General features: G+C 59.7%; 25 protein-coding genes. 5 read left to right on the top strand and 20 right to left on the bottom strand.

Features of this window, described 5'->3' with window-relative positions; genetic code table 11:
• Positions 1-15 precede the first annotated feature (15 nt).
• Positions 16-1,344 carry a hypothetical protein gene (locus ACR0DB_RS11105; RefSeq protein WP_480550851.1) on the top strand — a complete coding sequence of 443 codons (1,329 nt, stop codon included), beginning with the start codon at positions 16-18 and terminating at the stop codon, positions 1,342-1,344.
• 354 nt (positions 1,345-1,698) lie between these two features.
• Here the strand turns inward: ACR0DB_RS11105 and ACR0DB_RS11100 are convergent, their stop codons facing one another.
• From ACR0DB_RS11100 to ACR0DB_RS11005, 20 genes are all read right to left on the bottom strand, one after another.
• The gene (locus ACR0DB_RS11100) at positions 1,699-2,598 is read right to left on the bottom strand and encodes an FAD:protein FMN transferase (RefSeq protein ID WP_480550849.1); all 900 of its coding nucleotides are present in this window, start codon (positions 2,596-2,598) and stop codon (positions 1,699-1,701) included.
• Entirely contained in the window at positions 2,595-3,110 is a 516-nt protein-coding gene (locus ACR0DB_RS11095) for a nitrous oxide reductase accessory protein NosL (protein ID WP_480550847.1), read from the bottom strand. The genes ACR0DB_RS11100 and ACR0DB_RS11095 overlap by 4 nt, the downstream gene beginning before the upstream one ends.
• Positions 3,107-3,928 (bottom strand): ABC transporter permease, encoded by an 822-nt coding sequence (locus ACR0DB_RS11090; RefSeq protein WP_480550845.1) that lies wholly within the window; start codon positions 3,926-3,928, stop codon positions 3,107-3,109. The genes ACR0DB_RS11095 and ACR0DB_RS11090 overlap by 4 nt, the downstream gene beginning before the upstream one ends.
• Positions 3,925-4,818: an ABC transporter ATP-binding protein gene (locus ACR0DB_RS11085; protein ID WP_480550843.1), complete on the bottom strand. Its 894-nt coding sequence runs from the start codon at positions 4,816-4,818 to the stop codon at positions 3,925-3,927. Before ACR0DB_RS11085 ends, ACR0DB_RS11090 begins: the two co-directional genes overlap by 4 nt.
• Positions 4,808-6,064, bottom strand: a complete 1,257-nt coding sequence (locus ACR0DB_RS11080; RefSeq protein ID WP_480550841.1) for a nitrous oxide reductase family maturation protein NosD — start codon at positions 6,062-6,064, stop codon at positions 4,808-4,810. Before ACR0DB_RS11080 ends, ACR0DB_RS11085 begins: the two co-directional genes overlap by 11 nt.
• Positions 6,065-6,066: 2 nt before the next feature.
• Positions 6,067-7,974 (bottom strand): TAT-dependent nitrous-oxide reductase, encoded by a 1,908-nt coding sequence (gene nosZ / locus ACR0DB_RS11075; RefSeq protein WP_170771865.1) that lies wholly within the window; start codon positions 7,972-7,974, stop codon positions 6,067-6,069.
• A gap of 14 nt (positions 7,975-7,988) precedes the next feature.
• Positions 7,989-10,166, bottom strand: a complete 2,178-nt coding sequence (locus ACR0DB_RS11070; RefSeq protein WP_480550839.1) for a 4Fe-4S binding protein — start codon at positions 10,164-10,166, stop codon at positions 7,989-7,991.
• Entirely contained in the window at positions 10,157-10,621 is a 465-nt protein-coding gene (locus ACR0DB_RS11065; RefSeq protein WP_480550837.1) for a DUF2946 family protein, read from the bottom strand. The genes ACR0DB_RS11070 and ACR0DB_RS11065 overlap by 10 nt, the downstream gene beginning before the upstream one ends.
• A 91-nt stretch (positions 10,622-10,712) precedes the next feature.
• Positions 10,713-10,976 carry a hypothetical protein gene (locus ACR0DB_RS11060; RefSeq protein ID WP_170783276.1) on the bottom strand — a complete coding sequence of 88 codons (264 nt, stop codon included), beginning with the start codon at positions 10,974-10,976 and terminating at the stop codon, positions 10,713-10,715.
• Positions 10,933-12,486: a cytochrome D1 domain-containing protein gene (locus ACR0DB_RS11055; protein ID WP_480550835.1), complete on the bottom strand. Its 1,554-nt coding sequence runs from the start codon at positions 12,484-12,486 to the stop codon at positions 10,933-10,935. The genes ACR0DB_RS11060 and ACR0DB_RS11055 overlap by 44 nt, the downstream gene beginning before the upstream one ends.
• Positions 12,461-13,675 (bottom strand): heme d1 biosynthesis radical SAM protein NirJ, encoded by a 1,215-nt coding sequence (gene nirJ / locus ACR0DB_RS11050; protein ID WP_480550833.1) that lies wholly within the window; start codon positions 13,673-13,675, stop codon positions 12,461-12,463. Before nirJ ends, ACR0DB_RS11055 begins: the two co-directional genes overlap by 26 nt.
• A gap of 5 nt (positions 13,676-13,680) precedes the next feature.
• Complete coding sequence (gene ahbB, locus ACR0DB_RS11045; RefSeq protein ID WP_480550831.1) at positions 13,681-14,163, bottom strand: siroheme decarboxylase subunit beta; 483 nt, start codon at positions 14,161-14,163, stop codon at positions 13,681-13,683.
• A complete protein-coding gene (locus tag ACR0DB_RS11040; protein ID WP_480550829.1) occupies positions 14,160-14,609 on the bottom strand; it encodes an Lrp/AsnC family transcriptional regulator in 450 nt (149 codons plus the stop codon). Before ACR0DB_RS11040 ends, ahbB (ACR0DB_RS11045) begins: the two co-directional genes overlap by 4 nt.
• A complete protein-coding gene (gene ahbB, locus ACR0DB_RS11035; RefSeq protein WP_480550827.1) occupies positions 14,606-15,595 on the bottom strand; it encodes a siroheme decarboxylase subunit beta in 990 nt (329 codons plus the stop codon). The genes ACR0DB_RS11040 and ahbB (ACR0DB_RS11035) overlap by 4 nt, the downstream gene beginning before the upstream one ends.
• 3 nt (positions 15,596-15,598) lie before the next feature.
• Positions 15,599-16,744 (bottom strand): cytochrome D1 domain-containing protein, encoded by a 1,146-nt coding sequence (locus ACR0DB_RS11030; RefSeq protein WP_480550825.1) that lies wholly within the window; start codon positions 16,742-16,744, stop codon positions 15,599-15,601.
• Positions 16,741-17,115, bottom strand: coding sequence for a c-type cytochrome (locus ACR0DB_RS11025; RefSeq protein ID WP_480550823.1), 375 nt, complete (start codon positions 17,113-17,115; stop codon positions 16,741-16,743). Before ACR0DB_RS11025 ends, ACR0DB_RS11030 begins: the two co-directional genes overlap by 4 nt.
• Positions 17,108-17,869, bottom strand: a complete 762-nt coding sequence (gene cobA, locus ACR0DB_RS11020; protein ID WP_170771884.1) for a uroporphyrinogen-III C-methyltransferase — start codon at positions 17,867-17,869, stop codon at positions 17,108-17,110. The genes ACR0DB_RS11025 and cobA overlap by 8 nt, the downstream gene beginning before the upstream one ends.
• Positions 17,870-18,058: 189 nt before the next feature.
• A complete protein-coding gene (locus tag ACR0DB_RS11015; protein ID WP_480550821.1) occupies positions 18,059-18,460 on the bottom strand; it encodes a cupredoxin domain-containing protein in 402 nt (133 codons plus the stop codon).
• A 54-nt stretch (positions 18,461-18,514) separates the two neighbouring features.
• Positions 18,515-20,287: a NapC/NirT family cytochrome c gene (locus ACR0DB_RS11010; RefSeq protein ID WP_480550819.1), complete on the bottom strand. Its 1,773-nt coding sequence runs from the start codon at positions 20,285-20,287 to the stop codon at positions 18,515-18,517.
• A 125-nt stretch (positions 20,288-20,412) separates the two neighbouring features.
• A complete protein-coding gene (locus tag ACR0DB_RS11005) occupies positions 20,413-22,089 on the bottom strand; it encodes a cytochrome D1 domain-containing protein (protein ID WP_480550817.1) in 1,677 nt (558 codons plus the stop codon).
• 230 nt (positions 22,090-22,319) lie between these two features.
• Here ACR0DB_RS11005 and ACR0DB_RS11000 point away from each other — a divergent pair, with 230 nt between their 5' ends.
• The 4 genes from ACR0DB_RS11000 to ACR0DB_RS10985 all read left to right on the top strand — a co-directional run bounded on the left by ACR0DB_RS11000 (position 22,320) and on the right by ACR0DB_RS10985 (position 26,239).
• Positions 22,320-23,501: an NnrS family protein gene (locus tag ACR0DB_RS11000; RefSeq protein WP_480550815.1), complete on the top strand. Its 1,182-nt coding sequence runs from the start codon at positions 22,320-22,322 to the stop codon at positions 23,499-23,501.
• Positions 23,502-23,590: 89 nt separating this feature from the next.
• A complete protein-coding gene (locus tag ACR0DB_RS10995) occupies positions 23,591-24,040 on the top strand; it encodes a c-type cytochrome (protein ID WP_170771892.1) in 450 nt (149 codons plus the stop codon).
• A gap of 16 nt (positions 24,041-24,056) precedes the next feature.
• The gene (locus tag ACR0DB_RS10990) at positions 24,057-25,424 is read left to right on the top strand and encodes a cbb3-type cytochrome c oxidase subunit I (protein WP_480550813.1); all 1,368 of its coding nucleotides are present in this window, start codon (positions 24,057-24,059) and stop codon (positions 25,422-25,424) included.
• Positions 25,425-25,429: 5 nt separating this feature from the next.
• Positions 25,430-26,239, top strand: a complete 810-nt coding sequence (locus ACR0DB_RS10985; RefSeq protein WP_480550811.1) for an AAA family ATPase — start codon at positions 25,430-25,432, stop codon at positions 26,237-26,239.
• The last annotated feature ends 3 nt before the right edge of the window (positions 26,240-26,242 follow it).

The following is a 26,242-nucleotide window of genomic DNA, read 5'->3' as shown; positions in this document are numbered from 1 at the left end:
AAAGGGATGGAACGAATGAATTTTGTTAAGGCATTTCCTATTGTGTTGCTGTTTGTGCCAACAGTTGCGTTCAGTGCCGAGTATGAAGCACAGCCCATACTGTCTGCGCAGGAAAGCGTTCAGGACGTTCCGCTTGCGACCGAGATTTATCGCATCGACGAACAGGTCCCGACGGATGGGTACATGGCGACCTACCGCATCGAGACGCAGTTCGGGCAATTCTCGGCCTCTGGTCCGGGTATGTTGCAGGCGCGGTTGGCCGAAATCCGAGCTCTTGCTGCGCTGGACCACATCCAGAATGACCAGCAATTCATCGACGCTGCCGAAGACACAGCCGGAGAGACGTTTGAAAACCTGCGCCAATTTGCGAAGCAGCCGAAGGAAACTCTGAAAGGTGTGCCCGAAGGTGTCGGGCGGTTTCTCAAACGTACCGGACGGTCGGCCAAGACGGGGCTGCAAAAACTGGGCGATGTCCGAGAGGGCAACTTGCCCGGCGTTGATCCCGAGACCACCTCTAACCTTCCCGGAGGCTCGGCAGATTCACAAGCCGGTCCGCAGGGCAGCTTTACTGAGAATGTCGCGCGCGCCAGCGGAGATGTTGCTGTAAATATCCTTGGGTTTGACAAACAGCGCCGCCGTCTGGCCAAGGAATTGGGTGTCGATCCCTATACTACCAATCAACTCCTCGCCACGCGGCTGGATGAGGTTACTTGGGCGGCCTTCGCGGGGGGGCTTGGCGTCAATGTCTTGACCAGTTTGGTTCCGGGCGGGTTGGTCCTGTCGTCATCCTCGCGGCTCAGTGACTGGGTTTGGGATACCGCCCCCGGTGATCTGCGCGTGCAGGTTGAGGAAACGCTTTTGTCCGTCGGCGTGCCGCGTGATCAAGTCGACCGCTTTTTGCGGCACAGCTACTATACGCTCAGCATGCAAGCTGTGGTGGCGGATTCATTGAAATCGCTTGAGGGGGTGCAAGGCCGGGCGGATGTCCTTCCGTTGATCCTGAGTGTGGGCTCGGAAGGTCAGGCGCGTTTCCTGGTGCAGACCTTGGACATGTTCAGGACGTATCACGTGACCAAAGAATCACTGTCCCAGTTGCGCGTACAAGGCACAATCATTGGCGTTGGAGGTAGTAGCAACTCCGTGGTCATGGCTCCAGTAGACTACCTGAGCTGGACCGAAACGCTGGATGCATTCTCTGCCAATCTTACTGAGGCGACCGAAGGTCCCATCGTGCTTTTTGTTTCGGACGAGATGTCCGGTTTAGCGACGGACTCACTAAAAACACGCGGTTGGACAGTAGCGGAGACAGGGCAGATCACTCCGGATGCGTTTCCACTGCGTTGACAATTGTAATCGGCGTTGAGCCGCCCGAAAGAGATGATTGCTAGGGTTACGGCAGCAAAGTTCCGCGGATAAGGTCTCGGGCGCTCATTTGATTGTGCTGAGACTCGTTCCGGCAAGACGCTCACGACACCTGGCTCTTACCGGCCCCATAGAACAGTGTCTTACCGAAAACGGAATCCGGTGAAAAATGCGCTGACAAGACCGAGCGCAGCCGTAGTCCCAAGTTGCTGCTTAGGCTCAGGCCTCATGGCCGATAGATCACCAAAGCGGCGAGCGCGATTGCTGAGAGGATGGTTTTGACCGTCTTTTCTTCGCCATGGTTGGCAGCAAAACGAAAATCAATGGGTCCTGAGCCTAGGGGACGAGCATCTCAAGTTTGGCGTCCGGGAAGTGGGACAAGACTGACCTGACCTTCCTATCTGGTGTCACGCATAGCGCAGTCGACAACCCATCTGCCAAGGCGGCATTTGCGGCAGAAACGGACACAGTACTCTGCGGTGCCATTCGGTTTTTTGGGTCAAGAATGTGGTGATGTCCCGCAGCCAGCTTCATCATTGCCGGTGCCGAGGTTGCGACAGCACGGTCACGTAACGAAAGCCGCCCCCTTACGATATGCTTGGGACCTGCCAGGCCGACTTGCCAGTCGCTTCCATCGCTACGGGTGCCTCGGGCTGATATCTCGCCCATATCAACCAAAATATTGCGCAGGCCGAACCCGTTTAGCAGACTTGCGATACGATCAGTGATTTCGCCCTGGGCAATTCCGTTCAGGGTCAATCCTGAAAATCCCGGATCTGGCAGGCGGATTGCATTAGTGTTTACTAACACTTTGTGCCATCCAATCCCGCGCTGCGCGCGATTCAGTTCAGAGAGTTCCGCTCCTTTGGCGAACGCCATCCAGAGAGGTTGTATCGTTGGGTCGAACGCGCCGTCCGAGGCGTCATGCAACGCGGAACACAAGCTTAGAACTTTCAACAGTTCGGGTGACGGTGCTATCAGGTGTCCATCAGTATTCAGTCGGCTCAGCTCAGAGTGAGGGCGATACAGGCTGAAAATATTCTCAAGCCTGGTCAGCTCGGCCGTGACGGCATCGAAAATGGGTGCTGCTTCAGTGTTGGTTAGTCCTTCCACGCGTAGGCTGGCCTTTGCGCCCAATGCTGAGCCGTGCCATCGCGCAGACGCAGCAGCGGCAACCGGAGTACAGGCGCAGGCTGCGGAAATAGCCAGAAACCGGCGGCGGGTCAGGGCGGTCATGACGGGGTCTCCAGCGCAAGGTTCAGATCGACGGGGCCCAACACATCGGCATCGGGGATATCGGACAGGGTCAGGGCGGCGCCGCCATAAGTGTCGATAAAGGCCTGCGCCGCGCTGGCATCGCCAAAAGGCACAACTTCGCGCGCGCCCATTCCCCCCGCGACGTTGGCGCCGACTACAAAGGTGGAGTCGGCGGCGGCGATCCAGTTGGAAATGCCGGGTTGTCGCCAACTGGGTGCGACGCTCATGTCGCTGACATATACGGCGGTGATGGCGGCGTCACGTTCGGGGCTTTTGAGATAAGCCACCATGTCGCGGACCTGCGCAAAGAAGAGCGGCGTAGGGTAGCCTTCCAGATGGATTTGCCCCTTGGGTCCGCCATGTTCGGCGATGTTCATCTGGCAGAAGAAACTCAGCGCATCGGGGGTTAGATCCACCGGGTCGGGGGCCTCGGCGACCTCTTCTTTGCAGGCGGTCAGGGCAATGAGGGCAATCAGGCATAGGCGCTTCATGGTTCGACCCTCCGGAAGGCCAGTCGCGCGAGCGCGAAGGCAAGCACCGGCCAGATCAGAAGTGAGGCGGGGGCGGCCCAGAAGGGCAGGGCCTGCGCGGCCCCGGTCATGCCGGAGGCCATGGCGACACCCTCGGTCGCGGCAATGTTCCACAGACGGAATGCGTCGGCCGGGTTGGCCACCATCACCCACGGAAAGACGGATTGGGTGAAGCTGCCGCCCTTGTCCATGACGACGGCCCCCAACAGGCCCAGATCATAGAGGACAACAAAAACCAGCCATAGCCCGGCCGACAGACCCGCTGCCGCCGTAGCCCCCTTTGCCAGGGCAGACAGCAGGTATCCCAGCGCCAGAAAGACGGCGCCCAGCAGGATGGATGTGAGGATCAGTCGCGTCAGAGCTATCAGGCTTTCGGCCCCCGCGCCTCCAAAGAAGGCGGCCACTGCGCCTGCCGTGCCAAAGCCGACGGTCATGGCGAAGGCCAGCGCGGCCAGATGGGCGGTGAACTTGCCCAACAGGATTTCCCCGCGCCCTGCAGGATAGGACAACAATAGGGAAAGGCTGCCCCGGTCCACGTCGCCTGCGATGGCGTCGAAAGAAATCATCAGCGCCAGCAAGGGCGCAAGATAGACCGACAGTGTGGTCATCGAGGCGACCGAGACGGTGAGCATTTCGACCCCCAGCGTGCCGGTTGGAGCGCTGCCCGCAAAGGTCAGCGCCAGCGCGAACAGCACCATGATCAACGTCGCGACCAGCAGCCAGCGGTTGCGGCGCAGGATCAGCATTTCGGTGCGGGTGATGGCAAGGAAGCGGGTCATTGCGATCCCTCCTGTGCGTAGTGGCGATAGAGGTCTTCCAGCTTGGGCGGGGTCATCTCAACATCCGCCACCGCGTCGCCCAATCCGGCGATGCGGCGCAGGGCCTCCATTTTGTCTTCAGGAGAGCAGAGCAGTTCGACCGAAGCCCCGTTGATCCGGTTGCCACCCAGTTCGGCAGCCAGCGCTTCAGGGTTGGCACTGGCGCGCAACTTCAGGCGGATCGGCAGACCGGCCAACGCCGACAGGTTGGTCAGCGTGTCATCGGCAACCATCCGACCCTTGCGCATGATGGCAATGCGATCGGTGCGGGCCTCGACCTCGGTCAAGGCGTGAGACGCGATCAGGACGGCAGTGCCCTGCGCGGCAAGCTCGTCAATAATGGCATAGAGGTCCTGCCGCGAGATCGGGTCCAGCCCGCTGGTCGGTTCGTCCAGCAACGCCACTTTGGGCTGACCCAGCAGCACCTGCGCCAGACCCAGACGTTGCCGCATTCCTTTTGAATAGGCTCCGATCCGGCGGTCCAGCGCATCGCTGAGGCCGACCCGCTCCAACAGGCCGGGCACATCTGCTTGCGCACCCGAAAGTTGCGCAAACAGTGTCAGTTGTTCGCGGCCCGTCAAGGCCGGGTGGAAGGATACCGCCTCGGGCAAGTAGGCTGTCTCTCGCCGCGCCTGCGCCGTACCGGGGGCGACGTCTCCGATCCGAATGGCTCCGCCATGGATCGGCGTCAGGCCAAGGATGGATTTGATCAGCGTCGACTTGCCCGCACCGTTATGGCCCAGCAGCGCAACGCGCTGACCGGGGGCAAGAGACAGGGTGATATCGTCAAGAACGCGGGTCTTGCCACGGTCTTTGCAGACTTGGTCAATCGTCAGGGCCTTATCCGTCATGAGGCACCTTTTTCATAGCTGGGGGTTCAGGGGCTTGCATCAAGGGGTTGCTGTCCATCACACCGCCCGGCAACAGCGCCGGGAAGGCCGATTGCGACCAGCGTACCAGCTGCACGGCAGGTGAGCCGAGCAGCAATTTGGCTGCGGGTTGGGTCCACAGCACATGGTCCATTGAATCGTTGGGGCGATAAGGGGCATCGGCCACGCCGTTGCCATCCACATCATAGGCGGCGAAATCGGACCAATAGTTTCCGCGCCCGTCTTCTGACCACTCGACCCATTTGGTCGAGACGTATTTCACCTGCGTCCGGTTGCCGACAAAGGCGTTGCCGACGATCCGGTTGCGTTCACTGCCTGCGGTAAAGTGGATGCCGATGCCGCAGCCTTCAAACCAGTTGTCAGTGAATTCGTTCTTGTTCGAATTATACAGGAAGGTGCATTTCTCTTTCGCACCTTTCACAACATTGCCGGTGATGACGCTTTTGTTGGCGTAGTTCAGCATCACGCCATGCTCGCGGTCATCAATCGACACATTGTCAGTGACTTTGACATTCGAGGTGAACATCACGGCATAGCCAAGATCATTACCGATCGAGACATTGTTGCTGACCTCGGAATTGTCAGCATACATGTAATGCACGGCAAAACGCAGATCGCGGAACAGGTTGCCGGTGAACAAATTCTTCTTCGAAGAATTCACGAAAATCCCATCGCGGCCAAACTGAATGTCATTGTCGGCGACAACGGCACCCGGCGCGTTCCAGACATAGACCCCGTTGCCGCGCGCGTTCATGTGGCGGTCCTGCCGCCCCTCGATCCGGTTGCGGCGCACGATGCTGTCCTTGGCTCCGTGGATGTCGATGCCGTAAAGATTGCCCAGCAGCACATTGTCCTCGATCAACGGTGCGGTGGCCGTTTTGGTCAGTTGGATGCCGCTGTCGATCCAATCATGGCTGTCGCCTGATCCGATCACCGTCAGCCCTCGCAAGGTCACGCCGGGCCCCGTGACGGTGATGACGCTGCCCTCACCCTGTCCGTCAATCGTGGCCTGCCCCAGCCCGTCGATTGTGACGGGCCGGTCCAGAACCAGCTTCTCAGAGTAAACACCGGGGCTCAGGCGGAGGGTGTCCCCATCCGCCGCCTGTGCCAGTATTTCGTTGATGGCCCCCGCCCGGTTGGGCACATCCCAGTCCGCCGCCCAAAGGGGCGAGCCGAGCAGGAGCGGTATGAGCAGGGACCAACGCATGATTATGCGCTCCGCGGCTCAACAAACATCCGGCCGCGCATTTCCATGTGCAGCGCGTGGCAGAACCACTGGCAATAGAACCAGTGCACGCCCGGACGGTCGGCAATGAATGTGACCGAGGCGGTGGCCTGCGGTGCAACCTCCATCGCGATACCGAAGTTCGACAGGCAGAAGCCGTGGGTCACATCATCCACGTCATCCAGGTTGGTGACGTAAACAGTGACTTCGTCGCCCTGTTTGACGGTGAACTTCTCCATGCTGAAGACAGGTGCGACCGAGGTCATATAGACCCGCACCTTGTTGCCATCCCGGATTGGCTCTTCCGCGCCATAGTCCAGATCGACGCCATCAGCCTCGGCCTGTTTGCGCGCATCTTCCCACATCGGGTCGTTGCGATCCCAGACATTGACCGGGTTCACTTTGGACCGGTGCACTAGGATCGAGTCATGCGGTTCGGCAAATGTAGGCCCGTCATGGACTACCTTCATCTTGTCGCCCGAGATGTCGATCAGCTGCTCATTCTCAGGCTTCAGCGGTCCCACGTTCAGGAAGCGGTCTTTCGAGAACTTGTTCATCGAAATCAGCCATTTGCCGTCAGCCTCAGCAGTCTCACCCATCGAGGTCGAGTTGTGACCCGGCTGATACTGCACGTCCACCTTGTCGAGGATCGGATCGACGTCCGCGCCACCATAGGCTTCGATCGCTTTGGCGATGTCCCACTTCACCACCTGGCTGTCCAGGAACAGGGTGGTATAGGCGTTGCCCTTGCCGTCGAACGCGGTGTGAAGCGGGCCAAGACCCAGTTGCGGTTCCGCGACGATGGCCGAGCGCGGATCAGCGTTGTCGGCAAACAGCGCGTCGACTTTTTCGACATCGATCACCGACACGGTCGGAGACAGCTTGCCGTTGATCATGATGTGTTTCTTGTCGGGCGCGGCATTCACACCGTGTGGCGAGTTCGGGATCGGGATGTAGCGGGTCAGGTTGCCGCCAGCCTCTTTACGGCCGTCTACGACCTTGACGCCGTTCAGCTCCTGATAGTTCCCCGCAGCAATTGCGTCTTCGATGCCTTTGAGGTTGAACACGACCACGTGGTCCAGCTCATTCTCGGTCATCTCGGCCAGATTCATGCCCATTTCCGAGTTATAGGACGTCGAGAAGGCGTATTTACCCTGATAGTCGCAGTCGGTGTTGTCGAGGTTGCCCGACACCATCACCTGCCATGCGATCTCCATCGTGTCGCCGTCGATGGCGGTAAAGATGTTCACGTATTTGGACGGATCGTCGAGAATCTGGCCGTCATTTACCAGCGGTGCCTCATGTTCGCCATTGGCAAAGACATAGCCGGTGCGCGGGTATTTCTGCGGACGCAGACCGTGGATGTCATGCGCGTTCGGGATCTCGATGATCTTGTCGCATTTCATCACGTCACAGCGCACACGGGCCACGCGGGTATTGGCCTTGTCGTTCATGAACAGATAGCGGCCGTCATAGGTGCCATCGGTGAAGGACATATGCGGGTGGTGCAGGTCGCCATTGTCATAGGTGACCTTGCCGTTTGCGGCGAGGAAGTCCTTGGTTTCCGGCAGCAGACCTTCGGTCAGAACCTTCAGCGATTCATTGGTCTGGCCCCAGCCGGTGGCCGAGCAGCGGTTGAACACCGGCACCCGCATAAGCTCGCGCATCGAGGGCACACCCAAAATACGCAGCTCACCGGTCTGGCCCGAGGACCAGAAGCCGTAATATTCATCCAGTTCGCCCGGTTCCAGATGGGCCTTGGCGGCAGCGCTGGCTTCGCGTGCGGTCATCAGGGTCGAGCCCAGGCCCGTGCCAGCGATCACGGCACCGGTTGCGGTTGCGCCCAGCATCCCGCGGCGTGTGATGTTCAGTTTCTTGTCATGTTCCGACATGATCGTCCCTCCTCTTAGGAAACGGTTTGCGGTTTGGCGTTCGGATGGTTCGCCGGTGGTTGTCCGAGTGGGGTCTTCATCTGGACCGACCCTGTCTTGGCCCGCCGTTTCAACTGGCGGATAACGACGGGACATTTGTCCTCGGACTGATAGAGCACCTGACAATGCAGGCAGGTGACGCACTCGTTGGGGTTAATCTCACCGGTGGGGTGGATGGCCTGAACGGGGCATTCATTGGCGCAGGTTTGACAGGGAGTGCCGCAATCCTTGTAGCGGCGCAGCCAGTCGAACATGCGGATACGGGCAGGGATCGCCAGTGCTCCGCCCAAGGGGCAGAGATAGCGGCAGTAGAACCGTTCGATGAACAGCCCGATCCCCAGCAAGGCCAGCGCAAAGACTACGAAAGGCCAGTCTCGCATGAATTTCAGGATGATCGCGGTCTTGAACGGTTCAACCTCGGCATAGGTTTCAGCCAGCGGGATCGAGACAAAGCTGATCCCGAACAGAACAAGGAAGATCATGTATTTCAGCGGCCAGAGGCGTTCGTTCAGACCCCATGGCAAGGTCCATTGCGGCACCTTGAAGGCCCGTGCGATCTTGTTGGTCAGCTCTTGCAGCGCACCGAACGGGCACAGCCAGCCGCAATAGGCCCCGCGTCCCCAAAACAGCAGCGCGGCGGCGACGGCGAACCACTGGATGAACACCAGCGGGTCCAGCAGGAAGGCATCCCACGAGAAGCCCGTGCGCAGGCTGCCCGCCAGCGCCATAAGGTTCACCACGCTCAGCTGCGCATTGGCGTACCAACCGATGAAGAACAGCGTCATGGTCAGGAAACTGATGCGGAACCAGTAGAACACGCGTGCATTCATGGTGGCGTGGAACTGGAAGAAGAAGGTCGCCGTCAGCACCAGCAGCATCGCGCCGAGGATCACGATCTCAACCACGCGGTCTTTCCAGATGCGCTGCCACAGCGCAGCCTTTGCCGCAGCCTCACCGCTGGCGTCATCGACGACCACGGTGGCCGCAACGGGCAGCAGATAGTGTTCGGGTAATCTGTAGCCCAGATCGAAGGTCAGAAAGGTCTTTTCGACCGCGCCAACAGCCCGCTGCGCCAGCAGTTGCAGGCGGAAGGGTTCGGCCGGGTCGAATTCAGCCTCGGCGGGGATCTTGAAGATGTCCAGTTCCGTGAAGCTGGGCGCATCCGGTGCTGCAACCTCGCCCAGACGGCGCTGCTGCTTGTCAAAGAACCGCACCGAATTGTCGCCTTGGATCAGCTGAATACGGTCGAAAATCCCGCCCCGGACATAGCCCGATCCCTTGAAGCTGTAGGCCCCACGTCCCAGCACCAGAATGGCCTGCTCGCCCTCGCCCAGCCAGTCGACCATGTTCTGATATTCGGCCTCGCCCAGCAGCGACTTGCCGATCGACGGCACCGAGACCAGTGCCAAATGCATGTCGATATAGGTGTCATCGGGTTCACCGGGTTCGGGGCGTTTGATCGCGCGCTGATCGCCCGTCGCCTCAAACGCGGCATTGACCTGCCCTATATCCAGCGTTAGCCGCCGGATTGACCCGTCCCCCGACAGTGTCGTCCAATCATAGATAGCGTCCTGTGCCAGATCGACCTCGCGCTTGGGCCCATCGGCTTGCGCCGGTGCCAATCCGCCCAACCCCAACGCGCGCGCCACCTTGATGCCACCACGCACAAGGCTGTCGTCGATCACCATGATCGTGACGGTCGCGCCCGAGATAATATCAAGGTCATGCCCCTCACCGCCCGTCTCGGCCTCAACCTTCAGGTCCAGCCCGGCATAGCCTTCGGTCAGCTCAACCATGCGCGCATTGGGAATGCCGATCAGCACGATCGGTTCCGAGTGTTTGACCAGTTGCACCCCGGTCAACACCGCCTCGTCATTGATGGCAGCAACCACGTGGATCGGCTTGCCGGAATATCCGGTGGTGCCCACGAAATCGGATGTTAGGAACGCCCAGGCCACCGTCTCGCCTCCTTTCAGAACGGGGGCAACCATGACGTCCTCGCGCACCGGGCCAAAGGCATCGGCACCGGACACCAAATCGGCAGGCTCAATCTCGGGCAGAAAGCTGGCGAGGCTGTCGGCATGGGCGCTGATCGCCATCAGGCAGGACAGGGTGAAGGCCAGCAGGGCTTGGAATGCGCGACTTACGACCATGGCGCACCTCCGATACTTTGAGTAGACGCCATGGAAGCGCGCGGGGCGCGTTCAGTTGTTTTTAGGTTTGCGTGCGGGGGCCCTCGGGTTTCAGGCCACAAACGGGCCTGATCATGGGGTTGGTTCTGATCGGCGCACCGGTACAGGGCGAGGCCGGCCTTCTGGGATAGGACCAGATGAGGCTGATCGGGCAACTGCGCCAGCGTGGTGACGGCACACAAGGTGCAATCGGCGCATTTCGGGCAGGGCGCGGTCGGGTCATCGGTCTCCTCCTCAAGGTCCACCTGAACCCAAACCGCCCCCGCCTCCGAGCAGATCTCCACCCATATGCTTTGACCGGGACTCGCCAGAACCGGGCCAAGCAATTGCAACAGCAGAAGAAGGGTGCCCGCCCATGCACAAGCCACGCGGGACGCGCGAACAGGGAGGTTGTGCAGAGGGTTAGAGGCGGGCATAGAGAATCCAACTCGGTATTCTTTTCCAGAGTTCTAGGGGAATCTCTCGGACCGATACTTGACTTCTGTTAGGTGCGAAGGTTTTCGCGACTTAGCCGTCGGCCTCATCCATCAGCCCACGCAGCCAACGACCCGCCAGCCAACTTGCAGGCACGCCCAACGGCACTGACCAGATCAGCGCTGTCACCGGGGGAATGACCGCAAAACCAAGGGTATGCGCGATCAACCCAGCCAAAAACAGGTTGATGGCCACGGTCAAAGCCGTGGCCGGGTAAAGCAGGATGGACAGTTTCCAGACCGGCCAGCGCCCGTCAGTGGCTGGTGCCTTCCGAGAAGGTGATTTTGTTCCAGACATTGTATTTTCCAGACGGTTTGCGCATCGGCAGGCGGCGGACCTCTTCCAGCGTCTGCGCATCATAGACGATTACTGCGCCATCATCCTCCCAGATCGACACCAGCGCGTGGCTGCCATCCTTGGTGAACTCCACATGCGCCACGGTCTTGCCGGGGGCAGGGCGCAGGGTCTTCACGATCTCAAGGCTCTGCTTGTCGATTACATGCATGACATCCTTGTTAGGGCCAAAGAACACATCGGCCCAGACGTAAGGCGAGTTCTCATGGCTGCGCATGAAGAACCCCGGCCCTTCGGTCTTGATCCGTTTGACGGTCTCCCAGCTTTTCATGTCGATCACTGACACTGTGCCATCGGTAAGATGCGGTGTGGCTATAACGGTTGTGTCGCCATGCTGCCATGTGATGCCCGATCCCAGATGCGGCATGCCCGGCAGGTCCAGATCAGCCACCTTGTGCCCGATTACCAGATCAATCACCTGTCCGCCCTTGCCATCGCGCGAGGCGCCCATAACGTATTCATAGCTCTGGTCGAAAAAGAAATCGTCCAGATAATCCGGCGTGGTGATCTTGCGCACCGGGAACGGGTCAGGATTTTTGAACTGGCCCTCGATGCGGAAATCATGGCCCAGCCCGAATTGCGGCGGGTTGGCACCGTAGAAGACCTCCCAGATTTCGGGCACGTCTTTCAGCGCTAGCACAAAGCTTTCACGCGGCGGCGCCTGATACACGGCCGAGACTCGGCTGGGCACACCCTTTTTGCTTTTCACTTCGATAACCGACGCCACCGAAAGATTCTCGGTCGATAGCAACGTCAACGAATTGGGCAGATAGTTCGCCACGGCTACCCATTTGCCATCGCCTGACATTGCAATGTTGCGGCTGTTCAGGCCCGCGCGCACGCGCCCCACCTGTTTCAGCGCCCAGATGTCGTATTTCTGCACCCAGCCATCGCGGGACATGATGAACACATAGCGCCCATCGGGGCTGAATTTCGGCCCGCCATGCACGGCAATCGGCGTCTCAAACCGGTCCAGAACCTCGAACGTGTCGCCGTCCAGCACGCTGACATGGTGATCGCCGGTCTCAACCGCCAGCGTGATGTTCATCGGATCACTGTTCCAGATCGGCGCATCGACAGGGACATAGTCATCGTCCAGTGTACGGCTGGCCATGATATCGGCTGCACCCCACTCGGGGTCCGTCTCCAACGGGGATTTCAACCAACCCGCCAATTCTTCGATCTGCAACGCATCCAGCTCATGGGCAAAGGCAGGCATCTGAGTGGCCGTGCGTCCTTCGGCAATCACGGCAGCCACGCGGGGGCCGCGCATCCGTTTCAACGTCTCGGGGATCAGCGCCGGGCCAACGCCGCCCAAGCGGCTCTCGCCATGGCACGAGGCGCAGTATTCCGCGTAATCCGAAGGCGCGTCAGCCCATGAGGTGCCCGCAAGTAGCAGGGCGCACAGCGCGCTGATTTTCAGAGTGTCAGAAGAATTGATGCGCCGGATCATGACGTTTCCCCCGGAATGGCGTCACTTGCAGCCGCTCTACCGCATCTTCGACGCCGATTTCTTGATTGCTCAGGTAACAGGCCGGATCTTCGGCCCAGGGATCGCCGGTCAGTTGCAAAGCCCGGATACGAGTATTGCCACCACAGACGCCCTTCAACGTGCATGCCCCGCAGCGTCCCTTCAGCGGACGCGGGCGGGTGCGTAACATGGCGAGCATCGGATCATTGCTGGTCCACAGCTCGGAAAACGGTTTGGTTTTCACATTTCCGACCGTGTAATCGGACCAATAGGTGTCCGGATGCACGCGGCCCAGATTGTCGATATTGGCCACGCCCAACCCGCTGGAGTTTCCGCCCCAGGCCGCCAGATGATCCCGCACATGGGCGGCCTTGTCCGCGTCGAACCGCGCGCGCACCCAATTCAGGAAATAGCCTGCATCAGCGTCGTTATTGCCGGTGACGATGTCCAGAGGACGCCCGCCAGACGCCGCCTCCCACGCACGGTCCAGCAACAGGTCCAAGCCCTTGCGCGTGCGCAGATGTTCGGCATCTTCGCCCCGGTTCTTGTCACCGCGCCCGGCATAGACCAGATGGGACAGATAGAACTTGTCCACGCCTTCGTCGTTGCACAGTTGCAGCAGATCGGGCAGGTGGTGCTGGGTGCCCTCGGTCAGGCAGAAGCGCAGACCCACCTTGATACCGCGCTTTTTGCATTCGCGTACACCGCGCAAGGCATCGGCAAAGGCACCTTCAACGCCGCGGAACCAGTCATTCGTGGCGCCGATCCCATCTAGTGAGATGCCCACATAGTTGAACCCCACATCGGCGATCATGTCGGCTGTCTCATCGTAAATCCGCGTGCCATTGGTGGACAGCGCCAGCATCGGCACCAGATCGCGGGCGCGTTTGGAGATGTCGAAGAAATCGAACCTGTCCAGCGGCTCACCACCCGAGAGGATTAGGGCCGGGACGCGAAACTGGCCCAAGTCCTCAAGGGTGACCATGGCTTGAGTGTGACTGAGCTCGCCAGGGAACGCCACATCCGCCGAGACGGTGTAGCAATGGCGGCATTTCAGGTTGCAGCGCCGAGTCAGGTTCCAGATCACCACCGGCTTCACCGGGCCGGTGCGGCGCGGGCGTACCGGGGTCGGGGCGACCAGTTGATGCATGTATTCGGTCAGGCGGAACATGGTCCTCAGCCTTTCTGTTTCAGGCGCAGCCCGGTCTTTTTCAGGATGCGCGTGGAATAGAGGATGTCCTGCGCCCGGCAGGCATCGCCAAGGATCGCCGTAATCTCGGCGCGCTTCTCCTCGACCTCGGTGGCGTCGGTGCCGTGGACCATGGCGAACAGGTTATAGGGCCAGTCGGGCAGGGCGCGGGGACGTTCATAGCAATGGGTCACAAAAGGCAGCAGCCCGATCTGTGGGCCCAGATCGGCGACCCGTGTATCCTCGACATCCCAGACGGTCATGCCGTTCGATGTCATGCCCAGTTTGTAGTGATTGGGTGCCGCGGCGATGCGCCGGATCACGCCACGCGATTTCATATCAGCCAGGCGGAACAGAAGATCGTCTTCGTCCAACCCCAAATTATCGGCAACTTGCCTATAGGGAGCAAGAACCAAAGGCAAACCGCCTTGCAGCGCTTCGATAATTACTCGGTCTTTTGCGTCAATCATGCTGCTACCCGGAAGCCGATGAAAAATTCCTGAAGTTTGGGAAATTGCAGGACTGTGATCCCGGTATCCCGTTCGATGGCCTCGGCTGCGATTGCGATCCCTTCGGGTGTCTCGGTCGCAAGAACGAACCACATGTTCAGCCGGTGTGTGCGCTCATAATTGTGCGCCACCTCTGGATGTGCATTGACTTTGGTCAGGACGGTTTCGAATTCCTGCGGTGGCACGGCCATGGCGCAGAGGCAAAAGGCACCACCCATTGCGGCCGCGTCAAAGAAAGGGCCGAATCGGGTTATGACGCGATCCTCTTTCATGCGGCTCAACCGACTCAGAAGGTCGGATTCCTCGATCCCCAACTCATCAGAAATCGCCGCATAGGGGTGCGAGGTCAGCGGCAAGTCATCCTGCATCCGGTTCAGGATCGCGCGGTCGGTGTCATCCAGCATCATGCGGCCACCTCTTTGGCTTGGATCAATGCGCCGGTCTGTTTGAAACAACGGGTTGAGAACAGAACTTTGTGCTTGGTTCCCGACAGTTCGGGTAGCGCTGAAGCCCCGGCCAGAATGTCCAGAGCTTCGGTGCGCGAACGTGCGTGGATCATGGAATAAAGACGATAGGGCCAGACGCCTTCGACCGGGTTGCGCTCGTAGCACAAGGTCACACCGGGATGGGCGGCCAATGCGGGCCCTGCTGCTTCGACCCGTTCGGCGGGCATGTTCCAGACCACCATCGCATTGGCGGACCAGCCAAGTGCGCGGTGGCGCACGATGACGCCCAGCCGGGAAATGATACCAGCCGCGTGCAGAACTGTGATCCGGTTCATGACCTGCGCGGGATTGCATCCCAGCGCGTGCGCCAGCAACGCATAGGGTTCGGTCACCAAAGGCAAACCGGAACTGAGCGCTTGCAACACAGAGCGGTCGCCATCCAGCATGACGGAGCAGTCAACGTGGCGCGGGCCGGGCACTTGGCGCTCCGCGCCGGACATGCGGAAGCCTAGATCGACGTTGAACGGGCGTACCAACCGCAGGTCCAGAACGCGCAATCCGGTGCGCCGGGAAATCCGTGCCAGCGTCTCGTTTACATGCGTGCGGTCTGGGCCAGTGGCCACAAACCACAGGTTCCACTCATCCTCGCGCTGGTAGTTGTGGTTAACGCCGGGTTCCGCGTCGATCAGCGCAGCCACCTCTTCTAAACGGCTCTCCGGAACGGCGACGGCTGCCAAGGTGCTGGCCGAAACTGCGCCCGGCGCAATTGTAGCTCCAACCCGCGTGATCCGTCCGGTTTTACGCATCCGTTCCAGACGATCCAGAACTTCGGATTCTTCCAGGCCCAGAGTATTTCCCAAAACCTGAAACGGACGTTCCGTGACAGGAAAATCGCGTTGAAACTCATCCAGCAGGCGGCGATCAATCGGGTCGGTGATATGTTTCATCGGCTACAGCCCCGTTTTGTGCGCACGTGCGGTGAAGAAGATGCCAGAGGGACTGTCGGCCTCGATCTCGCGTAGTTTCTCGAAGCTTTGCGTGTCGTAGACCATGACCTTGTTGGCATCGCGCACGCTGATCCAGACCTCATGTCCGCGCGGAGTGAATTCCATATGCAGCACGGCGGGTCCTGGTTTGAATTCGTGGATGATCTCTTTGCTGACGCTGTCGATCACCTGAACCGTGTCGTTCAGCGGGTGGGCAAAGTTCACCCAGACCTGCCGCCCGTCAGGACGTGCCATGGCAAAAACCGGTTGGCCGTGCGTCTGTGTGCGACCGGTCTCGGTCAGGGTGTCGGCGTCGATCCACAGTACCTCGTGATGACCCACGGCGGGCAGCACGAATTCGCGGCCCGACAGCGCCCAACCTTCCAGATGAGGCATCTTGTAAACTGGCATTTTCTCTTGCCCGCGTCCGTAATTGGGCAGCACGCGGATGGGTTCGGGCGTCTCGGCCCACAAGTCCAGCGCAGTCAGACCGTCCTCGCCAAACAGGCCGGTGATATAGGTGCGGCCATTGGCGGTGATCAGCGCGTCATAGGGGTTTTTGCCCATATTGGGGATCTTGGTGACTGCGGGTGGGCCTTTGGCGAAATCGGCAATCCAGGTCTCGCCCGTGTCCCACATGGTGAACACGAACCGGCGGCCAGGCGCGTCGACCAGACCGATGGTTTTGCTGTCGGTGGGGATGTCGGCGACCACGTCCAGCGTATCCGCATCAAAGACCCGCACGCCGCCGGGTTCATAGTTGGATACGGCGACCAGTTTGCCATCGTCCGAAATCGCGCCGCCGATGGCGTTGCCCGCCTGCACCACGCGGTTCACGATCTGGCGGGTGACGATATCAACCTTGGTCAGCCCTCCGTCACGCCCGAACACATAGGCAAAGCGTTCGTCGGGCGAATAGACCAGCGAGGCATGGGACAGGTCGCCCAGCCCTTCGATCCGGGCCAGCGCGGCGCGGTCGGATTGATCGACCAGCAGGACCGAGCCCTTGGCCCGTTCGATCACAAGGCCCAGATCTCCGGTGGCTGTGGGTTCGGCCTGCGCCGTGGTCATCAAGAGGGTCGCGGCAAGGGTGAGGATGAGGTGTTTCATTGGGTCTCCTGTTGCAACAGGTAACGGGCGATCCATTCGGCTTCTTCTTCACTGATCAAGGGTCGCCATGGGGGCATTGCGGTGTCTGGGATGCCGTCATGGATCACGCCTGTCAGAATTTCGGCGTCATAGTGTTCAAGATTTTGAGGTCGGAGATCGGGCCCAAGTCCACCTTTTAGCGACAGCCCGTGGCACGAGCCGCAATCTTGGTGGACCAGCCGTTTCAGGGCGTTGGGGTCCAGCGTGTCGGCGGCAAAGGCGGTTGTGGCCACAAGCACGGCGGTTGTCAGAGCGGCGCGCGCGGTCCAGCCTGCACTGCGGGTCGTCGCGACGTCGCGAAACCCTGGTCGGCGATGGGCGAGACTAGCCATGTGCTTGCTCCAACAGCTCTGCCAAAGGCTTTTCGGCATAAAGCGAAACCACTTTGCCGATGATGAACAGCGTAGGCGCTTTCAGATCAGCCTCGCGCACATCCGCCGCCAACCGATCCAGCCGGGACACCATGCGGCGCTCATTCGGGGTCGTCGCTTTGCCGACAGCCAGAACCGGGGTTGATCCGGGCAGGTTCTCGGTCATTAGGCCTATGGCGATCTGGCCGATATTGGCGACGCCCATATAAACAACCAATGTCGAGTCCGGGTCGGCCAGCCGTTTCCAGTCAAGATCCAGCACCTTGTCGGCCTGCCGGTGCCCGGTGACATATTGCACCGACGTAGCAATCCCGCGATGGGTAAGCGGCACGCCAGTGGAGCACGATGCCCCCTGCGCCGCCGTAATCCCCGGCGCGTATTCGACAGGAATGCCACGGTCCATCAGATAGGCGGCCTCTTCAGAGCCACGGCCAAAGATCATGGGATCGCCGCCCTTAAGGCGCGCGACTGTGTGACCGGCGCGGGCTTCGTCGACGAGGATTTCATTGATCCGATCTTGCGGCACCGTATGGCATTTGGGCGCCTTACCCACGGGGACTAACCGCGCGCCATCCGCGTGCAGGTTCAAAATATCGGCCGAAACAAGACGGTCGTACACAACCACATCCGCTTCCTTCAGCATCCGCAGCGCACGCAGAGTCATCAGCTCGGGGTCGCCGGGGCCTGCGCCAATCAGAAAAACCTTACCGCTCATGTGCTAACTCGCTTGATCTGAATGTAGTCGGAACCCGGAATCGCGCTGCGTGTCTGGGACGTTGCTGGGCAGGCCGGGCGTGTCTTGCCCCAAGGTTCCCGCATTCTCGGCCGCCTTGCCTTGACTAAAGTTAAGGAGCGCGGGATTTGCGCCCGCGCTCCTTTGTTCTGCCTGCATGGTTGCCTCGGCTCAGGGTTCGACGGTGATCATTCCGATCATGTTCTGTGTCTCCCAATGCGGTCCGCACAGGTAGTCCTGCGGGCCGGGGGTGAGGAAGGACAGATCAACCGATTCCTCGGGGAAAAGCCGGTCGCTTTCGGGCTCGCTGCCATCTTTCAGCAACACCGAATGGCTGGTGCGCTTGTCCACATTGACCCAGCGCACCGTGGTCCCGGGTTTGACCGTCAGGTCGACCGGGCAGAAGGTGTATTTGTACATCAACACCACCTCGGCATCCTCGACCGCGGATGAGGGCTGGCCGAACAGCTCAACATAGCGGTCTTCGGCTTCGGCGCAGAGTTCGGCAGTGTCATCCGCCCATGCGGGCGCAGCCAGAAGCAGCAGGGCGGGAAGAAGGTGTTGGGGTTTCATCGTCCAAATCTCCTCTTCTTTGGGGAAGGGGCCGGATCGTCCGGCCCCTGCCGTTTACTGTTTAACCACGTTGATGAACGCGCTGTCGTCGTCCAGCGCCAGGCTGGTATCCAGCGTCACGTGGTGGAACCGGGCGGCGGCAAAGTCATCGTGGATGGCAAAACCGACCGTATAGGTTTGGCCTGCTTCCAGCGGCACATCACCGGCAGCACCCGAGTTCAGCGGACGGGTGAAGACCACCGTCCAAATACCCGCGTCCAGGCTGGCCGAGGCGGCAATCTCGCCGTCATTGACCACGCGCTGTTCCAACAGATAGCCGTTGGTGGCGCTGCCATCGGCATAGACGCGCATCAGGTCCAGATAGGTGCCATCGGCCAGGTACTGCTCGATCTGTTCAGCCGCGTGCAGCTTGTCCCAACCACCCAGAGGCTTGCCCCGGCGGCCCTTGGTGTCGATCTCGGTCCGGCTTTCGCTGAGGTATTTGGTCACGGTGTCCTGTGCGGTCATGCGACTGGAGAAGTCACCATTGGCGGCAATCGCCTCGGCACCCGGATCAAAGGGCATATAGGTGTTGTCGGCGTGGCACGAGGCCCAGCAACCCACCTGATCGCCCATTTCGAAACCCGTGCCGGTGATCATCATCGCCACCTTGATCTGGTTGTCCGGGTCCATCTTGCCACCATCCACGAAGGGCGCAGGGTTGTGGCCCGCATCCGGCCATTGAAGACGGATATAGAGGTTCTCGTCATCATGGGCCGCCTGTACGGTCGCGTCGATCACGCCGCGCTTGCCGGGGATCGGTGTCGGTTCAAGCTCGCCCCCGGCAACAATCTTGTTGCCGATCGCGTCCAACTCGGCGGCGTGACAGGTCGTGCATTTGTCGCCGCCCTTGGTCAAAGGCCGTGCGCCCCCATGTGACCGACCATTCTGCACCCATTCGAACGAGGCCTGCCCCGGATAGAACAGTTTCATGTCAGCGCTGGCGACCGCATTCCAGTCAATATTCGTGCCAACATCGCTGCCGCCTGCCGAGGCTGTCTTGTCGCTGCCGGCTTGCTGTTCGGCCAGAGCAGCATCAACGGCCGCCGCGATCTGGGCCTGGATGGCTTCCTGCTGCGCGACGCGTGCAGCTTTTTCAGCCTCAGCCTCTGCGGCCTCTTTGGTTTCGATCCGTTCCAGACTGGCCAGATATTCGGCCGGGATCTCGCGGATAAATGCAGGGTTCGGCGCTTCGAGTTCTTCCAGATACTCCTCGTCCGCCCGATCACGGGCATCCGAGTGGGCAATCCCCTTGTGGCAGTCGATACAAGTCTGACCGACGGTCATCGCGTTCAAGTGCTGCTGCCGTGCGCGGGGTTTCTGGAACTCGGGCATCATGGATTCGAAATCATGGCAGTTACGGCATTCGCGCGAGTCTGTGGCCTTCATCCGTTCCCACTCGTTCATCGCCAGGTGCACGCGCTTGGCTTCGAATTTCTCGCGCGTGTCGATGGTACCGACCATCTTGCCATACAGCTCTTTAGACGCCTTGATCTTGCGGATGATCTTGTGCGTCCAGTCCTTCGGCACGTGGCAATCGGAACAGACGGCGCCAACGCCTGAACGGTTCACGTCGTGGATCGTTCCGGTGTATTCTTCGTAAACAAAATCGCGCATCTCGTGGCACGAGACGCAGAATTCCTTGGTGTTGGTCGCTTCCATGGCGGTGTTGAACCCGCCCCAGAAGATGATGCCGCCGACAAAGGCCGCGGCGATTCCAGCCACGGGCATTCCCCACAGGAAATACCGGCGCCAGATTGGTTTTTTCTTTTCCGGTTCGGAGGTCATATCCAGTCTCCGTTATGGCTTTCTTTTCTGGCCCTGGGTGTCAGGCCTGTGGATTTTGATGAGAAGTCAAACGAAGAAAGGGCGGGCGAGGGGCCCGCCCTTTCCGGTGTTTGGTGCTGAACCCGTCAGGTGACGTGGTTCGACCGGTTGTAGACGTTGAACTTGCCAGTCGGCGCGAACAGACCTTTCACGCGCGCTTTCTCTTCCAGCGTTTTGGCGTCGAAGATCACGATCTCACCGTTAGGCTCTTTCGAAGTCGAGCGATTCCACTTGGAGACCCAGACCTCGGAGCCGTCCTGGTTGAACTCGAAGTGGACGGCGACATTGCCTTCCTCTTCGGTGATCTGGATCGTTTTCACGATCTCACCGGTGGCCTTGTCGATGACCTGCACCGATTGCTGAATTTCAGGCTCGGGGTGTTTGGTCTGGTCGGCCCAGATATAGTCTGATTCCGGGTGGGTCCGGATGAACAGACCGGGTCCATCGGTTTCAACTTCATAGCAGGTCTGCCATGCCTGATCGGGGTGACCTTCGGGGTCGTTACCCCAAACGGTGACCGTGCCTTCGCCCAGGTGGGTTGTGCCTGCAACAGGACCGCAATTCGGGTCATCCCAGTTTGCACCAGGGCCGGGGTGCGGCAGCGGCGCAGTGTCGATCAGTGCTTCCAGCTTGTGAGTCTGGGTATCGACGACAACCATTTTGTTCGACGCGTTTGCGGCGATCTGGAAGTAGCGACCGGTTGGGTCGAAGAACCCATCATGCAGGAACTTGGCGCTGTCGATCTTGTCGATCCGCAGGTTGTCCAGGTCGGTGTAGTCCACCTGCCAGAGCTGGCCGAGTTCCTTGACGGCGACAATCCATGTGGGCTCGTTCGGGGTGGTGTAGATGGCGGCCACACGGCTTTCTTCCACATAGTCCCCGTCCACGTTCACACCGCGGGTTGAGACAACCTTTTTCGGCTCCATGGTTTCGGCATCGACGATTGCAAAGTGCGGCGGCCAATAGGCCCCACCGATGACGTATTTACCGTCACCCGAAACAGCCACGTCGCGGGCGTCATACCCAATGGTGACTTCGGCCACGAGCATGTTTTCAGGGTTCTGCCACAGGTCGATCTTGGTCATCTTGCCGTCCCGGCCCATCGTGTACCAGAAGCGGCCCGGATTTTCCGGTTCTTCCAGTTTATGGTGCTCGGACGCTTTCAGAACGTGCACGGCATAGCCGGTTGGGATATGCGCCAGCACTTCCTTGGTATCACCGTCGATCACGGCCACCTTGCCTACGTCACGCTCAATGACGACAAAGAAGTTTTCCCAGTTGCGGCCATGCAGAGGCTCGGTCGGGTAATCTTCGGGTTCCACATAGACCTTGCGGGTCGCCATCATCTGTTCCAGCGACATCTCGGGCGGCTTGGGCGGCTCCATCTGGATGTAGGTCGCCATATCGCGGATTTCGTCCTCGGTCATGACGTCCGAGAAGTTGTTCATCCCACCTTCGGTACCCCATGCGATGATCTTCTCAAGCCGTTCCTGACCCAGTTTCAGGGTACCGGATACGGCGACGGTGCCATCGTCATTTTTCTTCTCGACCACAGGCTCAAGGCTTTTGCCTGTTGCCCCTTTGCGCAACACGCCGTGACAACCGGCGCAGCGTTCAAAGTACAGCTGTTTCGAGGATTCAAAGGCTTCTTTGCTCAGGGTTGGCTCTTCTGCCAGGGCAGGTGCAGCGACGCTGCCCAGCAGCATCGCCAAACCGACCCCAAAGGCGCGACCGGTTTTATTGTAGCTGATTCCAAGTGACATGATCACTCTCCGTTTGCTGGTGAGGCAGGTCCAAGCCTGAGACATCGGCGACCGGTGATCCTTGACGAAAGTCAACAGTGCCGAGGCAATTTGTCGTCAGTCACGAAAAAACCTGAAAATCCGGCAGTAAAATCTGAGTCTTACGGGCATGTTTGCCGGGTTTTGACTTTGGTTAAGCAGTGCGGTTGAGCGCCTTGATAGGATGACCAAAACCGTCAAGGAGAGCAGCCATGCCCACAATCATAACCCGCGTATTTGGGGAAGGGTTTCGCGTTTTCTTTCTGTCCGCTGGGCTCTACGGCCTATTTGTCGGGTTGGTCTGGGGTCTGTGGTTAAGCGTGCCCTATCTGGCACCGAACTACGGGATGACGCCCCCAATGTGGCATGCGCATGAGATGGTTTTCGGCTATGCCACCGCAGCGCTTGGTGGGTTTTTTCTGACGGCAGTTCCCAACTGGACAGGAGCGGCGGACGCGCGCGTGCGGTTCATTACATTGGCTGCCGCAATGTGGTTGGCAGGGCGGATGGCCATGTGGTTTTCAGGGATGATATCACCGGTTCTGGTTGCGGCGGTCGATCTGACCTTTGTGCCGATACTGGCGGCCAAGATCGCGACTCAGCTGATGCGGCGGCCGAAGCCGCAAAACATGATTTTTCTGCTGTTGCTGGTCTTCATCTGGGTGGCGGATCTGTTAACGCATCTGGAATGGATGGGGGTGACGGAAAACACGCTGCAAACCGGCCTGCGCGCAGGTTTGCTGACCTTGTGTGCGATGATCGCCATTTTAGGAGGACGGATTACGCCAGCTTTTACTCGCAACGCCATGAAACGTGCCGCTGTTCCCGAGGCGGAGTGGCCGGTATCTGTCGCGGCGTTGGACAGGGCGGGGATGGTGTTGGCGCTGACCCTGCCGCTGAGCGTGTTGGTCTTCGGCATAGGTCGGGTTGCCGCGGCGTTGGCCCTGTTGCTGGGTGGGGTTCAGGTTCTGCGCATGGCACGCTGGCGCACTCGCTGGACTCTGCACCAACCGATCCTTTTGGCGCTGCATCTGGGGCTGGGCATGTTGGCGCTGGGTCTGATCCTATGGGGTCTGGCCGGGCTTGGCCTGGGCAATGAGGTCGCCGCGCTGCACGTATTAGGCATCGGCTGTGTTGGGGGTATGACCTTGGCCGTCATGAGCCGCGCCGCACTGGGTCACAGTGGGCGCGATTTGGTCGCGCCGGGACCGATGGTGGTGGCCTACGGGCTGATGGCCGTCGCCGCGCTGACCCGTTGGATCGGCACCGATCTGAACGCGGGCTATCTGGTGGCGATGCTGCTGTCGGACGGGCTGTGGGTTGCGGCTTTTGCCCTGTATCTGCTTGCGATGTGGCCCGCGTTGACGGGCGCCCGCGCAGCCCGATCCGCGTAAAATCCCACAGGCTTGACTTTCGTTAAGGAGCCGGGCCTGCCCAATCTCCATTCTGCCCATACTAGCTAATCTGCGCAAAGGAGAGCGCAATGCGTGAAGTCATGACCAAGAGCATGGCTCGCAATATATTCTACGGCGGGTCCCTGTTCTTTATCCTCATCTTTCTGGCTTTGTCGGCCCATTCCCATCTGTATATCCTGCGGTCGGAAAACACCGCCAAGCTGGATGAAAGCGTGGTCCGGGGCAAACATGTCTGGGAAAAACACGCCTGTATCAACTGTCATACGATCCTGGGCGAGGGCGCATACTATGCCCCCGAAGTCGGCAACGTCATGACCCGTTGGGGCGTGCTGGACGACCCGGAATCGGCCTTTGAGTCCCTCAAGGGCTGGATGGAGGCGCAGCCGACCGGCATTCCCGGTCGCCGGCAAATGCCCAATTTCAACCTCAGCGACGAAGAGATCCGCGATCTGGCGAACTTCCTGATCTGGACGGACAATATTGACGCTCAGGACTGGCCGCCCAACGAGGCGGGCTGAGAAGGGAACCGGAACAATGAAATATGAATCCCAAAAAGTGGCCTACGCGTATTTCGCATTCGCAATGGGCCTGTTCGCGATCCAGGTGATCGGCGGCCTGCTGGCCGGTCTGATCTATGTGTTTCCGAACTTCCTGGCTGATCTGTTGCCGTTCAACATCGTGCGGATGCTGCATACCAATGCCCTAATCGTCTGGTTGATTACCGGCTTCTTTGGTGCGGCGTACTTTCTGATCCCCGAAGAGGCGGAACGCGAAATTCATTCGCCCACGCTGGCCTACGCGCAACTGGCGATCCTGATCCTCGGAACACTGGGCGTGGTGCTGACCTATACGTTCAACTTGTTCGAAGGCAACTGGCTGCTGGGTAAAGAGGGACGCGAGTTCCTGGAACAACCCAAATGGGTCAAGGCCGGCATCGTCGTTGCCGCGCTGATCTTCCTTTACAACGTGTCGATGACCGTGCTGAAGGGTAAGAAGACCGCGATCACCAACATCCTTTTGTTGGGTCTGTGGGGTCTGGCGCTGCTGTTTCTGTTTGCCTTTTATAACCCCGGCAACCTGTCGCTCGACAAGCAATACTGGTGGTATGTCGTCCACCTGTGGGTTGAAGGCGTGTGGGAGCTGATCATGGCGTCGATCCTGGCCTATCTGATGCTCAAGCTGACAGGCGTGGACCGTGAGGTGGTCGAGAAATGGCTCTATGTCATCGTCGCCGCCGCGCTGTTCTCTGGCATCCTTGGCACAGGGCACCACTACTACTGGATCGGTACACCCGGTTACTGGCAGTGGATCGGGTCAATCTTCTCAAGCCTCGAAGTAATCCCGTTCTTCGCGATGATGGCCTTCGCCTTCGTCATGGTCTGGAAAGGCCGCCGGGACCATCCCAACAAAGCCGCTCTGCTGTGGTCGCTGGGCTGTGCGACGCTGGCCTTCTTTGGTGCCGGTGTCTGGGGCTTCCTGCATACGCTGCACGGGGTGAACTACTATACCCACGGCACGCAGATCACCGCGGCCCATGGTCACCTGGCCTTCTACGGCGCCTATGTCTGCCTCAACCTCGCGATCTTCAGCTATGCGATGCCGATCCTGAAAAACCGTGATCCGTATAATCAGGTGCTGAACATGGGATCGTTCTGGCTGATGTCCTCGGGCATGGTCTTCATGACCTTCGTGCTGACCTTCGGTGGCACCGTCCAGACACACATGCAGCGGGTGGTCGGAGACTACTTCATGGATGTGCAGGACCAGATTGCGATCTTCTACTGGATGCGTCTGGGGTCTGGTGTGGTCGTTGTCCTTGGCGCGCTGCTGTTCATCTACTCGCTCTGGGTTCCCCGGAAAGAGGTGATTGAACCCGGCGCAGCTGAAACCCCTGCGGAGTGATGGATATGGACGGTTCCATTAAACTGAGTGAGGGGGCGGCAAACGCCCCCTTCTACCTGCCCCAAGGCGATGAATGCGATGTGTTCTGCGCCGCTTACAACAACGACCTGCCCGTTCTTCTGAAAGGCCCGACAGGCTGCGGCAAGACCCGGTTTGTGGGCCATATGGCCGCTCGGCTTGGCCGCCCGCTTTATACCGTGGCCTGCCATGACGATCTGGCTGCCGCCGACCTGATCGGTCGCTATCTGCTGAAGGGCGGCGAAACCGTCTGGGCCGACGGCCCCCTGACCCGCGCGGTGCGCGAAGGAGCGATCTGCTACCTTGATGAGGTGGTCGAAGCTCGCAAGGACGTCACCGTCGTGCTGCACCCGCTGACCGACGACCGGCGCATCCTGCCGATCGACCGCACGGGAGAGGAACTTGAGGCCGCGCCCGGTTTCATGCTGGTCGCCTCATACAATCCCGGATACCAGAATATCCTGAAAACCCTGAAACCCTCGACCCGGCAGCGGTTTATCTCGCTGGAGTTCGATTTTCCGTCACCTGAAATGGAGGCCGAAGTTGTCGCCAAGGAAAGTGGCCTGTCGCTGGAACGCTGCAAGCCGCTGATCCGGCTGGCGAACAAGCTACGCGGACTCAAGGGTCAGGACCTTGAGGAAGGCGTTTCTACCCGTTTGGTCGTCTATGCCGCGACACTGATCGCACAGGGCATGTCCACCGACCGCGCCATCCTTGCCGCTATGGTTGAACCTCTGACAGATGACGAGGATATCAAACGCGGGCTCCTCGATCTTGTCACGGCTGTCTTTGGGTGAGGC

Source organism: Ruegeria sp. AB6 (assembly GCF_056542685.1).
The sequence above is the reverse complement of the archived record's forward strand: the minus strand, read 5'-3'. Positions and strand labels throughout refer to the sequence as shown.

Coding starts and splice junctions, on each gene's coding strand:
- ACR0DB_RS11105 (WP_480550851.1), top strand. CDS start 16: ATGAATTTTGTTAAGGCATTTCCTATTGTGTTGCTGTTTGTGCCAACA.
- ACR0DB_RS11100 (WP_480550849.1), bottom strand. CDS start 2,598: ATGACCGCCCTGACCCGCCGCCGGTTTCTGGCTATTTCCGCAGCCTGC.
- ACR0DB_RS11095 (WP_480550847.1), bottom strand. CDS start 3,110: ATGAAGCGCCTATGCCTGATTGCCCTCATTGCCCTGACCGCCTGCAAA.
- ACR0DB_RS11090 (WP_480550845.1), bottom strand. CDS start 3,928: ATGACCCGCTTCCTTGCCATCACCCGCACCGAAATGCTGATCCTGCGC.
- ACR0DB_RS11085 (WP_480550843.1), bottom strand. CDS start 4,818: ATGACGGATAAGGCCCTGACGATTGACCAAGTCTGCAAAGACCGTGGC.
- ACR0DB_RS11080 (WP_480550841.1), bottom strand. CDS start 6,064: ATGCGTTGGTCCCTGCTCATACCGCTCCTGCTCGGCTCGCCCCTTTGG.
- nosZ (WP_170771865.1), bottom strand. CDS start 7,974: ATGTCGGAACATGACAAGAAACTGAACATCACACGCCGCGGGATGCTG.
- ACR0DB_RS11070 (WP_480550839.1), bottom strand. CDS start 10,166: ATGGTCGTAAGTCGCGCATTCCAAGCCCTGCTGGCCTTCACCCTGTCC.
- ACR0DB_RS11065 (WP_480550837.1), bottom strand. CDS start 10,621: ATGCCCGCCTCTAACCCTCTGCACAACCTCCCTGTTCGCGCGTCCCGC.
- ACR0DB_RS11060 (WP_170783276.1), bottom strand. CDS start 10,976: ATGTCTGGAACAAAATCACCTTCTCGGAAGGCACCAGCCACTGACGGG.
- ACR0DB_RS11055 (WP_480550835.1), bottom strand. CDS start 12,486: ATGATCCGGCGCATCAATTCTTCTGACACTCTGAAAATCAGCGCGCTG.
- nirJ (WP_480550833.1), bottom strand. CDS start 13,675: ATGTTCCGCCTGACCGAATACATGCATCAACTGGTCGCCCCGACCCCG.
- ahbB (WP_480550831.1), bottom strand. CDS start 14,163: ATGATTGACGCAAAAGACCGAGTAATTATCGAAGCGCTGCAAGGCGGT.
- ACR0DB_RS11040 (WP_480550829.1), bottom strand. CDS start 14,609: ATGATGCTGGATGACACCGACCGCGCGATCCTGAACCGGATGCAGGAT.
- ahbB (WP_480550827.1), bottom strand. CDS start 15,595: ATGAAACATATCACCGACCCGATTGATCGCCGCCTGCTGGATGAGTTT.
- ACR0DB_RS11030 (WP_480550825.1), bottom strand. CDS start 16,744: ATGAAACACCTCATCCTCACCCTTGCCGCGACCCTCTTGATGACCACG.
- ACR0DB_RS11025 (WP_480550823.1), bottom strand. CDS start 17,115: ATGGCTAGTCTCGCCCATCGCCGACCAGGGTTTCGCGACGTCGCGACG.
- cobA (WP_170771884.1), bottom strand. CDS start 17,869: ATGAGCGGTAAGGTTTTTCTGATTGGCGCAGGCCCCGGCGACCCCGAG.
- ACR0DB_RS11015 (WP_480550821.1), bottom strand. CDS start 18,460: ATGAAACCCCAACACCTTCTTCCCGCCCTGCTGCTTCTGGCTGCGCCC.
- ACR0DB_RS11010 (WP_480550819.1), bottom strand. CDS start 20,287: ATGACCTCCGAACCGGAAAAGAAAAAACCAATCTGGCGCCGGTATTTC.
- ACR0DB_RS11005 (WP_480550817.1), bottom strand. CDS start 22,089: ATGTCACTTGGAATCAGCTACAATAAAACCGGTCGCGCCTTTGGGGTC.
- ACR0DB_RS11000 (WP_480550815.1), top strand. CDS start 22,320: ATGCCCACAATCATAACCCGCGTATTTGGGGAAGGGTTTCGCGTTTTC.
- ACR0DB_RS10995 (WP_170771892.1), top strand. CDS start 23,591: ATGCGTGAAGTCATGACCAAGAGCATGGCTCGCAATATATTCTACGGC.
- ACR0DB_RS10990 (WP_480550813.1), top strand. CDS start 24,057: ATGAAATATGAATCCCAAAAAGTGGCCTACGCGTATTTCGCATTCGCA.
- ACR0DB_RS10985 (WP_480550811.1), top strand. CDS start 25,430: ATGGACGGTTCCATTAAACTGAGTGAGGGGGCGGCAAACGCCCCCTTC.